Consider the following 11,116-nt stretch of genomic DNA (forward strand, 5'->3'; position numbering starts at 1 on the left):
TCGAGCCCGTGACCGACAAGGTCATCCGCTACGGCCTGGGTGCCGTCAAGGGGGGCGGCCAGGCCGCGATCGAAGCCATTGTCGCCGCGCGCGAAGGCACGGGCACGGGTCCCCGAGGGACGGAGAAAGGCCCGTTCAAGAGCCTGTTCGACTTCTGCCTGCGCGTCGATCGAACGCGGCTGAACAAGCGCACGCTCGAGGCCCTGATCAAGGCCGGCGCGTTCGACGCCATCCACCAGAACCGCGCCTCGCTCGTGGCATCGATAGACACCGCGTTCGAGTTCGCGAATGCGACCCATGCCAACGCCAACCAGGGCGGGCTGTTCGACATGATGGGCGACGACGCCGTGGGCTCGAGCACGCAGGAGCCCGAGCTCGCCGAGCGCCTGCCCTGGGGCATCAAGGAGCGGCTCACGCTCGAGAAGACCGCGGTCGGCTACTACCTTTCGGGCCATCTGTTCGATGAGGTCGAGACCGAGGTGCGGCGCTTCGTGCGCACGCGCATCGAGGAGATGCGCGACAGCCGCGAGCCCCAGGTCATGGCCGGCATCATCAGCGATTTCCGCGCGATCACCGGCCAGCGCGGCCGCCTGGGACTGTTCAAGATCGACGACAAGTCGGGCGTGATCGAAGCTTCGGCCGACGAAGCCGTGCTCAACGCGCACAAGGAGTTGCTCAAGGAGGACGAGTTCGTCGTCGTCAGCGGCCGGCTGCAGCTGGACCATTTCAGCGGCGGGCTGCGCATGAAGGTCCAGCAGCTGTGGAGCCTGGCCGACGCGCGCTGCAAGTTCGGCCGCTATCTGCAGGTCAGCGTGGGCGACGTCATGCCCGACGTGCTGCGCGTGCTGGGCGATTTCCCTGCGCGCCGCGTCGAGCACGAGCAGGCCGAGCCTGTGGTGCACGGCCTGCGCGTGCGCCTGGGCCTGCGCTGCGAGTCGCCGCAGGGTGCGGCCGTGGCTGAATTGCAACTCGGCGACAGCAGCCGTTTCTATCCCAGCGACGCCGCGCTCGCGGCCTGGACGGCGCAGGCCGGCAGCGGCCACGCGACGGTGATCTACGAATGAAAACCGCCGGTTTGCGCGACACTGGCGGAAAATGCCGCGGGCGCAGGCTTGAAATTGGTGTTTCCCTTCCCATCTGGGAAGACAAAAGAGCCGGTATGGCTCGCTAGAATGAATTCATGGCAACACAACCCCCTTCCATTCCACCAAAGCCCCCCGAGGGGCCAGGCGCAGACGACGCTGGTTCGGTCGTAATGGAGCGGCGCGCGCAGCGTGTGCAGCCCCCCAAGATGTACCAGGTGGTCATGCTCAACGATGACTACACACCGATGGAGTTCGTCATTGCCGTGCTCCAGGAACTGTTCAGCAAGGACCGGGAAACCGCGACCCAGATCATGCTCAAGATCCACCTCGACGGCCGCGGCATCTGCGGAGTCTTTCCGCGCGATATCGCGGCGACCAAGGTCGATCAGGTGCACCAGGCCGCGCTGAAAGCGGGTCATCCACTACAGGCAACGTTGGAGCCTGTTGAATAAGCTGCAACCGCCCCGATTTATCTCCATAATGAAATCACGCAAGCCAAAAGGAGTCCTCTCATGATTGCCCAGGAACTGGAAGTCAGCTTGCACATGGCCTTTGTCGAGGCCCGTCAGCAGCGCCACGAATTCATCACCGTGGAACACCTTCTGCTCGCGCTGCTCGACAACCCCAGTGCTGCCGAAGTATTGCGCGCCTGCTCGGCGAGCATTGATGATCTGCGCGCCTCCCTGTCCAACTTCATCAAGGACAACACGCCGCAGGTCGCCGGTAGCGACGAAGTCGATACCCAACCCACGCTGGGCTTCCAGCGTGTGATCCAGCGCGCCATCATGCACGTGCAGTCCACGGGCAATGGCAAGAAGGAAGTGACCGGCGCCAATGTGCTGGTGGCCATCTTTGGCGAAAAAGACTCGCACGCCGTGTACTACCTGCACCAGCAGGGCGTGACGCGCCTGGACGTGGTCAATTTCATTGCCCACGGCATCAAGAAGAGCGAACCGCCCGAAGCCGCGAAGTCCGAAGGCCAGGCCGAAGGCGAAGAGGGCGGCAACAGCGAGCGCCAGGAAAAGGCTTCGCCGCTCGAGCAGTTCACGCTCAACCTGAACCAGGCCGCCAAGGAAGGCAAGATCGATCCGCTGATCGGGCGCAACTACGAAGTCGAGCGCACGATACAGATCCTGTGCCGCCGGCGCAAGAACAACCCGCTGCTGGTGGGCGAGGCCGGTGTGGGCAAGACGGCCATTGCCGAAGGCCTGGCATGGCGCATCACCCAGGGCGATGTGCCCGAGATCCTGGCCGAGGCCGTGGTCTATTCGCTCGACATGGGTTCGCTGCTCGCGGGCACCAAGTACCGCGGCGATTTCGAGCAGCGCCTCAAGGGCGTGCTCAAGTCGCTCAAGGACAAGCCCAATGCGGTGCTGTTCATCGATGAAATCCACACCCTGATCGGTGCGGGTGCGGCCTCGGGCGGAACGCTGGACGCGTCCAACCTGCTCAAGCCCGCGCTGTCGAGCGGCCAGCTCAAGTGCATCGGTGCAACGACCTTCACCGAGTACCGCGGCATCTTCGAAAAGGACGCAGCCCTGTCGCGGCGTTTCCAGAAGGTCGACGTGGTCGAGCCCACGGTGTCCGAAACGATTGAGATCCTCAAGGGTCTGAAGTCGCGCTTCGAAGAGCACCACAACGTGAAGTACGCTGCGGCGGCGCTGCAGGCGGCAGCCGAGCTGTCGGCCAAGTACATCAATGACCGTCACCTGCCCGACAAGGCGATTGACGTGATCGACGAAGCCGGTGCTGCCCAGCGCATCCTGGTCGCGTCCAAGCGCAAGAAGACCATAGGCAAGGCCGAGATCGAGGAAATCGTCGCCAAGATCGCGCGCATTCCGCCCGCGAACGTCTCGAACGACGACCGCAGCAAGCTGCAGACGCTCGAACGCGACCTCAAGAGCGTGGTGTTCGGCCAGGACAAGGCGCTGGAAGTGCTGGCCTCGGCCGTCAAGATGGCGCGCTCGGGTCTGGGCAAGGGCGACAAGCCCATCGGTTCGTTCCTGTTCAGCGGCCCCACGGGCGTGGGCAAGACCGAGGCCGCCAAGCAGCTGGCGTTCATCATGGGCGTGGACCTGATCCGCTTCGACATGTCGGAGTACATGGAGCGCCATGCGGTGAGCCGCCTGATCGGCGCGCCTCCGGGCTACGTTGGTTTCGACCAGGGTGGCCTGCTGACCGAAGCCATCACGAAGAAGCCGCACGCGGTGCTGCTGCTCGATGAAATCGAGAAGGCGCATCCCGACATCTTCAACGTGCTGCTGCAGGTCATGGACCACGGCACGCTGACGGACAACAACGGACGCAAGGCCGACTTCCGCAACATCATCATCATCATGACGACGAATGCGGGTGCCGAGACCATGAACAAGGCCAGCATAGGGTTCACCAACCCGCGCGCTGCCGGGGACGAAATGGGCGACATCAAGCGCCTGTTCACGCCCGAGTTCCGCAACCGTCTGGACGCGATCGTGGGCTTCAAGTCGCTCGACGAGCAGGTCATCATGCGCGTGGTCGACAAGTTCCTGCTGCAGCTCGAAACCCAGCTCGCGGAAAAGCGTGTCGAAGTCACGTTCACCGACAGCCTGCGCAAGCACCTGGCCAAGGCCGGCTTCGATCCGCTGATGGGCGCGCGTCCCATGCAGCGCCTGATCCAGGACACCATCCGGCGCTCGCTGGCCGACGAACTGCTGTTCGGCCGACTGGTGGACGGCGGTCGCCTGGGCGTCGACTGGGTCGAAGGCGAAGGCGGCGCTGCGGGCGAAGTGCAGCTCGACATCCAGCCCCTGCCGCGCAAGGAGCGCGGCCGGTCGGAACCGGCCGAGCCCGAAGAAGCCACGACCGATTGAGCGTGTGACGCTTTGATCCTCCCAAGCCGACAGCCTTGTGCTGTCGGCTTTTTATTTTTTTCAAAGGCCTTCAAGTGCAATGGTTCAGCGATTTCTGGAACGCCGAGAACACCCACTCGATGTTCTGGCTGATTTGGTCGGTGTATGCACTGGTGATAGGCGTCTGGGTGCTGTTGCAGCGCAGCGCGCCCGTGGCCACGCTGGGCTGGCTGCTGGCACTGGCGGCGCTGCCCGTGGGCGGGCTGGGCGTCTACTACTTCTTCGGACCGCAGCGGCTCAAGCGGCTGCGCAACAAGCGGCTGCGCAGCCGCAAGTCCTCGCGCCTGCGCATGAGCGCGGCGCGGCTGCGCGAGCATGTGCCGGCCGCTACCGTGCGCCTGCAGCAGGTGGCGCGGCTGGTGAGCCGCACGGCCGATTTTCCGGTCAGCAGCGCCGAGCGCATGGATCTGCTGGTCGGCGGCGACCGCACCTTCGACAGCATCCTGGCGGCGGTGCGCGCCGCGCGCCACCATGTGCACCTCGAGTACTACATCTTCGAGCCCGACCGGACAGGCACGGCGCTGATGGATGCCCTGGTCGAGCGTGCACGTGCCGGCGTCAAGGTGCGCATGCTGGTCGACTCCATGGGCTCCAAGAAGATACGCCGCAAGTTCTACGCGCCGCTGGTCGAGGCCGGCGGCGAGTTCGCGTTCTTCCATCCCTCCAAGATAGGCCGGCGCCTGCGCCCGGTGATCAATTTCCGCACCCACCGCAAGATCCTGGTCTGCGACGGCAAGGTGGGCTTCACGGGCGGGGTCAACATCACCGATGAGGAAGACAAGCGCGTGATGGACTGCGCCTACCATGACGTGCATCTGCGGCTCGAAGGCCCGGTGGTCAACTGGCTGCAAACCGTTTTTCTCGAAGACTGGTCGTATGCGCTGGAGCGCAGCCACCCGGTCGAGCCGCCGGACCTCGATGAGCTGTTGCCCGACCTCGCCGAAGGCCAGCATGCGGTGCAGATCGTGAGCTCGGGCCCCGACAACCGGCTCGAAGCCATCCACCGCGCCTATGTCGCGGCGATCAACGCCGCCGATGCGCGCGTGTGGCTCACGACGCCGTATTTCGTTCCCACCGAAGCCGCGATGACGGCACTGACCAACGCCGCGCTGCGCGGCGTCGACGTGCAGCTGCTGGTGCCCGAGAAGTCCGATTCGTTCATCGTCACCATGGCCGCGCGCTCCTACTTCGACGAGCTGATCGCCTGCGGTGCAAAGGTCTACGAATACCGCGCACGCATGCTGCATTCCAAGACCTTGGTGGTCGACGATTGTCTGGCGATCATAGGCACGGCGAATTTCGACCACCGCAGCTTCTTTCTCAACTACGAAGTCTGCGCGATCGGCTACGGCGCCAAGCTCAACGGCGACCTGGCCACGCAGTTCGTGCTCGATCTGGAGAACGCGCGCCTGGTGCACTACGAACGCAAGCAGCGCTTCTTCCCGCGGCTGGGCGATTCTGTCGCCAGGCTTTGTTCGCCCCTTCTTTGATACGCAAGAGGCGGCCATTCCCGGGCATACTCCGGGCATGGCTGATACCACTTTCTTCTGGCACGACTACGAAACCTTCGGTGCCCAACCCCGCTATGACCGCCCGGCTCAGTTTGCCGGCATACGCACGGACATGGAGCTCAACGAGATCGGCGAGCCGCTGGCGCTGTACTGCCAGCCGGCCAACGATTACCTGCCCGACCCGCAGTCCTGCCTGATCACCGGCATCACGCCCCAGCAATGCGTGGCCCAGGGCGTGGCCGAGCACACGTTCGCGGCGCGTATCGAGGAGGAGTTCGCCGCTCCCGGCACGGTGGGCGTGGGCTACAACTCGATCCGTTTCGACGATGAGATCACGCGTTTCATGTTCTGGCGCAACCTCATCGACCCCTATGCGCGCGAATGGCAAAACGGCTGCGGCCGCTGGGACCTGCTCGACGTGGTGCGCATGGTCTATGCGCTGCGCCCCGAAGGCATCATCTGGCCGCGCAAGGAAGACGGCACGGTGAGCTTCAAGCTCGAAGACCTGGCGCGCGCCAACGGCCTGGTGCACGAGCAGGCGCATGACGCGGTCAGCGATGTGCGCGCCACGATCGCGCTGGCGCGGCTGATACGCAAGCACCAGCCGCGGCTGTTTGACTATGCGTTCAGCCTGCACAAGAAGGACCGCGTGCTGCAGGAGCTGGGCCTGCCGGCCGTGGCCGCGCATGCCAAGCCGTTCCTGCATGTCTCGGGCATGTTCGGCGCGGCGCGCGGCTGCCTGGCCGTGATGTGGCCGCTGGCCACGCACCCCGCGAACAAGAACGAGATCCTCGCCTGGGATCTGTCCCAGGACCCATCCGAACTCGCGACGCTTGATGTCGAAACCTTGCGCCTGCGCATGTTCACGCGCGCCGCCGATCTGCCCGAAGGCGTGGCGCGGCTGCCTATCAAGAGCATCCACATCAACAAGTCTCCGATGGTGGTCGGCAGCCTCAAGACGCTGAGCCCGGCCATGGCCCAGCAATGGGGCATAGACATGGAGCAGTCGCTGCAGTACGCGGCCGTGGCGCGCGACCTGCCCGACATGAGCGCGCTGTGGAAGCAGGTGTTCCAGCGGCCGGCGACCGGCACGGCCGTCGATGCCGACCAGGATCTCTATGGCGGCTTTGTCGGCAACGAGGACCGGCGCCGGCTCAACCATCTGCGCGCGCTCACGCCGCTGGAGCTGGCGATGGACCGCACGGGCTTTGACGATGCGCGCCTGGGCGAGCTGGTGTTCCGCTACCGCGCGCGCAATTTCGCCGACACGCTGTCGCCCGAAGAGCAGCAGCGCTGGATGGAACACTGCGCTGCCTGCCTGCTCGACGGCAAGGGCGGGGCGCGCACCGTGGACCGCATGTTCGGCGAAATCGACCAGCTTTCGGAAACCGCGGACGAGCGCGGTGAGGAGATTCTGGGCGCGCTCTACGATTACGCGGAAGCGATTGTTCCGGACGCTTGAGGCTAGCGTGAGGGCAGGCGGTTGATGGTTCGACGTGGGTGCCAAGGTCAGTTCAGCGCGAACGGGAACCACCGTTCGTGGTGAGCTTGTCGAACCATGAACGCTAGGCGTCATGCCTGGAGCGCGGGCCGTTCGTCCTTCAAAACCTACATCCCGCCAAAAAACTGATAGCACACCGCGATCGCCGCCACCACGCCCGCGAACTCGGCGATCAGCGCGCAGCCCACCGCATGGCGCGCGCGCTGTATGCCCACGGCGCCGAAGTACACGGCCAGCACATAGAACGTGGTCTCGGTGCTGCCCTGGATGGTGGCCGCCGCCAGCGCGGCAAAACTGTCCACGCCCTGGCTTTGCATGGTCTCTATCAGCATCGCGCGCGCCGCGCTGCCCGAAAACGGCTTGACCAGGGCGGTGGGCAAGGCATCGACAAAGCGCGCATCCCAGCCGCCCAGATCCACCAGCCAGCGAATGCCTGACAGCGCATAATCGAGCGCGCCGGAAGCGCGGAACACGCCCACCGCGCACAGCATGGCAACCAGGTAGGGCAGCAGGCCCTTGGCGACGTCAAAGCCTTCCTTGGCGCCTTCGATGAAACTGTCATAAACCGCGACCTTGCGCCAGGCGCCCAGACAGACAAACAGCATGATCAGGCCGAACAGCGTCAGATTGCCCAGCAGCGACGACAGCGAGGCCAGCGCCGCGCCGCTGAGCGTGGCCAGCAGCGCCATGAAGCCGCCCAGCAGCAGCGCGACCGGCAGAAGATAGGCCAGCACGACGGGATGCCACAGTTTGAGGCGCTGCACCAGGCCCACGGCCAGCAGCGCGACCAGCGTCGAGGCAGACGTGGCCAGCAAAATCGGCAGGAAGACCAGCGTGGGATCGGGCGCGCCCTGCTGCATGCGGTACATGAAGACCGTGACCGGCAGCAGCGTCAGCGACGAGGCGTTGAGCACCAGAAACAGGATTTGCGCATTGGTCGCGGTGTCGGGCCGCGGATTGAGCGTCTGCAGTTCGCGCATGGCCTTGAGGCCCATGGGCGTGGCCGCGTTGTCCAGGCCCAGCGCATTGGCCGCGAAGTTCAGCGTGATCAGGCCCAGCGCCGGGTGACCGCGCGGCACTTCGGGCATCAGCTTGGCAAACAGCGGGCCCAGCGCCCAGGCCAGCCATTGCACCACGCCGGCTTTCTCGGCGATGCGCAGAAAGCCCAGCCACAGCGTCAGCGTGCCGAACAGCAGCACCATCACTTCGACCGACAGCTTGGCCATCGCGAACAAGGCCTGGACCATGCCGGCAAACACCTGGGCCTGGCCGCCGATCAGCCATTGGGCCAGCGCTGCGATCGCGGCGATGAGAAAAAAGCCCAGCCACAAGGCATTGAGCATCGGAGGTCTCCTGGTGGGAATGGCGCGCCAGCGCGCGCTGGCGCTATTGTCACGGCTAGCAGACCGTCACGGGGTTTGTGATCTGTCACAAAGGGCGCGGGGCGAGAAATATTTCAAACTGTCACGCCATTGACTTGCGGGCTTTGCATCATCCACGCATCTTGCCCGCATGCGCCCGCTCCGTGACTGCTCTTTATGCCCGTTGTTTGTCCTTGCTGCTGCGCTTTCGCCGGCCGGTATCCGCGATGCCGTGGCGCATGGGATGGCGTGGAATACGGCTGGCCTGCATAGGCGCCGCCTTGCTGGTGCTGGGTCTGGTCTGGTGGCTGGCCTGGCAAAGCGTGCAAGCCGAGCGCGTGCAGCAGCAGATCAGCACCGCGCAGCAGCAGGCCAGCCTCGCGGCCGTGGTCGCCGAGAACCTGGTGCAGGTCGTCAACAAGGGGCAACTGATGGGCTTGGCCGCGGGCGACGCACTCGCAGGCCATATGCGCGGCCAGCAGTCCGCGGCCGAAGTGCACCGGCGGCTCTCGACCATGCTGGTCGCCGAGCACTGCTTCGCGCGCTATGTGCTGTTCGATGCGGCGCTGCAGCCGGTCGATGCATCTTCCCCGCTGTCCGCCGTCGAGCTCGCACCGCTGGCGGCGGCGCTGCGCGAGGCGCTGCAAAAAACCGAAGCGGGCCATGCACGCCTGCTGCCTGCGGCCCAGTCGGCGCTGTCTGGCCATCCCGACCTCTGGCAGATTCCGTTGGTCTATGTGTTGCGCCCGCACGAGTCCGAGGCAGCGCGCGCGCCGGGTGGCTATCTGCTGCTGATGCTGGACCTGGGCTATTTCCTCAATCTCTACCGCGATGTGGAAATGGGGGCAGGCAGCGCCATCCATCTGCTCGACGCCCAGGGCGTGGCGCTGGCCGAACTCGGTCCCCAGGGGCTGACCATGCCGTTTTCGCGCGCGCCCGTGGCGGCGGCGGCGCAGATGGCCGGCAACCGCGGCGCCATGGTGGCCGCGCTGCAGCCCGGCGGCGCCAAAAGCCATTTCAGCTGGCGGCGCAACGCCAACTCGCCGTTTCTGGTGGTTGCAAGCCGCGGCCTGGAATGGGTGCACGGCTCGCCGCGCGAAGACAGCCGCAAGGTCTGGACGCTGCTGGGCGTGCTGAGCCTTTGCATGCTGCTGGCCGTGGGCGGCATGCTGCGCGTGCTGCGCCACCAGGAAGGGCTGTTCACCGCGCTGAGCTTCGCCAACCGCGACAAGCACATGCTGATCGATCAGCTCGAACAGGAAAAGGCCAAGGCGCTGGAGCTGGCCGCCAACGACCACCTCACGGGACTGCACAACCGCCGCATGTTCAACGAGCTGGTCGCCAGCCACCTCGCGCTGGCGCGGCGCAGCCGCAAGTTCTATGCGCTGCTGTACCTGGACCTGGACCGCTTCAAGGCGATCAACGACACGCTGGGCCACCATGTGGGCGACCTGCTGCTGCAGGCGGTTGCCCAGCGCCTGCGCCAGCTGCTGCGCAGCTCGGACATCATTGCGCGCATGGGCGGCGACGAGTTCGCGGTGCTGGTCACGGGCATGGACGCGATGAGCGACATGGACGTGCTTGCGGCCAAGCTCGTCGACTGCCTGAGCCAGCCCTATGAAGGCGTAGAGGGCAACAGCCTGCAGGTCACGCCCAGCATAGGCGTGGCGTTCTTTCCGCGCGACGGCCACGACGTGACGCTGCTGTGCCGCAATGCCGACGCGGCCATGTATGCGAGCAAGCGCGCGGGCCGCGGCCGATTCACCTACTACGACGCCACGGCCAGCGCCGACAGCGCGCGCAGCTACGCGCTCGAGCGCCAGCTGCCCAAGGCCGTGACCGACCAGCAGCTGGTGCTGCATTTCCAGCCCAAGGTGCGGCTGCACGACTGCCGCATCATGGGATTCGAGGCGCTGGTGCGCTGGCAGCACCCCGAATACGGCCTGATCTATCCCGGCGAATTCATTGCCTCGGCCGAAGCCACAGGCGCGATACGCGCGCTCGGCGACTGGGTGCTGCAGGCCTGCTGCAGGCAGGCGGCCGACTGGCGCGCGCTGGGGCTGGAGCCCGTGCCCATCGCTTTCAATGTGTCGCCCGTGCAGCTGCGCGACGGCGCGTTTGCCGCGCGCCTGGCCGCGCATATCGCGCATTACGGCATAGAAGCCGCGGACCTGAGCATGGAGATCACCGAAAGCTGCCTGCTCGAGCCGCGCGAGCTCGCCCTGAGCGTGCTCGAGCAGGTGCGCGCCATGGGGGTGTCCATCGGGCTCGACGACTTCGGCACGGGTTTTTCCAGCCTCAGCCAGATCAAGGACCTGCCCATAGACACGCTCAAGCTCGACCGCTCATTCGTCAACGACATCCGCAGCAGCAGCGAGGCCGGCGTGATCGTGACCTCGGTGATCACGCTGGCGCACAACCTCAAGATGCGCGTGGTCGCCGAAGGCGTGGAGCTGATGGACCAGCTGGTCTATCTCAAGACCGCGGGCTGCGACGAGGCGCAAGGCTATTTCCTCAGCCGCCCCGTGGGCGCCAAGGCCGCGCAGGAGATGCTGCGCGCCGCCTATCTTTGCCCCGCATGAAAGGCCGGCACCGATGAGCCCAGACATCAACGACCGCCGGCGGGCGCTGGCGCAGCTGCTGGGTCTGGGGGCCATCGCGGCCGCCATGCGCCCGGCTGCTGCCGACGCGGCCCCGGCCGCCGCGGCCCCGGCCGCCGCGGCATCGGCCGCCGCGCCCTGCGAGCACCCGCGGCGGCTGCGGCTGGCCT

Annotated in this window: 7 protein-coding genes; 6 read left to right on the forward strand and 1 reads right to left on the reverse strand. The window is 65.8% G+C overall.

Annotation, left to right across the window (positions count from 1 at the left end):
• The 5 genes from RR928_RS11190 to sbcB all read left to right on the forward strand — a co-directional run.
• A partial coding sequence (locus RR928_RS11190) for a helix-hairpin-helix domain-containing protein (RefSeq protein WP_332682532.1) occupies nt 1-1,064 on the forward strand: 1,064 nt, incomplete at its 5' end.
• A 116-nt stretch (nt 1,065-1,180) separates the two neighbouring features.
• The gene (gene clpS, locus RR928_RS11195) at nt 1,181-1,537 is read left to right on the forward strand and encodes an ATP-dependent Clp protease adapter ClpS (protein ID WP_332536716.1); all 357 of its coding nucleotides are present in this window, start codon (nt 1,181-1,183) and stop codon (nt 1,535-1,537) included.
• A gap of 60 nt (nt 1,538-1,597) precedes the next feature.
• Nucleotides 1,598-3,934, forward strand: a complete 2,337-nt coding sequence (clpA, locus tag RR928_RS11200; RefSeq protein ID WP_332682534.1) for an ATP-dependent Clp protease ATP-binding subunit ClpA — start codon at nt 1,598-1,600, stop codon at nt 3,932-3,934.
• A gap of 119 nt (nt 3,935-4,053) precedes the next feature.
• Complete coding sequence (gene cls, locus RR928_RS11205) at nt 4,054-5,463, forward strand: cardiolipin synthase (RefSeq protein WP_332536723.1); 1,410 nt, start codon at nt 4,054-4,056, stop codon at nt 5,461-5,463.
• Nucleotides 5,464-5,500: 37 nt separating this feature from the next.
• Nucleotides 5,501-6,946, forward strand: coding sequence for an exodeoxyribonuclease I (gene sbcB, locus RR928_RS11210; RefSeq protein ID WP_332682536.1), 1,446 nt, complete (start codon nt 5,501-5,503; stop codon nt 6,944-6,946).
• Between the two features lie 146 nt (nt 6,947-7,092).
• On the opposite strand, the gene RR928_RS11215 is transcribed toward sbcB, so the two are convergent.
• Nucleotides 7,093-8,328 (reverse strand): nucleoside recognition domain-containing protein, encoded by a 1,236-nt coding sequence (locus RR928_RS11215; protein ID WP_332536712.1) that lies wholly within the window; start codon nt 8,326-8,328, stop codon nt 7,093-7,095.
• Nucleotides 8,329-8,585: 257 nt separating this feature from the next.
• On the opposite strand from RR928_RS11215, the gene RR928_RS11220 reads away from it, so the two are divergent.
• Nucleotides 8,586-10,928 carry a putative bifunctional diguanylate cyclase/phosphodiesterase gene (locus tag RR928_RS11220; protein WP_332536710.1) on the forward strand — a complete coding sequence of 781 codons (2,343 nt, stop codon included), beginning with the start codon at nt 8,586-8,588 and terminating at the stop codon, nt 10,926-10,928.
• Nucleotides 10,929-11,116: the final 188 nt, after the last annotated feature.

This window comes from Comamonas sp., from assembly GCF_036666375.1.
Taxonomy (GTDB): domain Bacteria; phylum Pseudomonadota; class Gammaproteobacteria; order Burkholderiales; family Burkholderiaceae_C; genus Comamonas.

Coding starts and splice junctions, on each gene's coding strand:
- clpS (WP_332536716.1), top strand. CDS start 1,181: ATGGCAACACAACCCCCTTCCATTCCACCAAAGCCCCCCGAGGGGCCA.
- clpA (WP_332682534.1), top strand. CDS start 1,598: ATGATTGCCCAGGAACTGGAAGTCAGCTTGCACATGGCCTTTGTCGAG.
- cls (WP_332536723.1), top strand. CDS start 4,054: ATGTTCTGGCTGATTTGGTCGGTGTATGCACTGGTGATAGGCGTCTGG.
- sbcB (WP_332682536.1), top strand. CDS start 5,501: ATGGCTGATACCACTTTCTTCTGGCACGACTACGAAACCTTCGGTGCC.
- RR928_RS11215 (WP_332536712.1), bottom strand. CDS start 8,328: ATGCTCAATGCCTTGTGGCTGGGCTTTTTTCTCATCGCCGCGATCGCA.
- RR928_RS11220 (WP_332536710.1), top strand. CDS start 8,586: ATGGGATGGCGTGGAATACGGCTGGCCTGCATAGGCGCCGCCTTGCTG.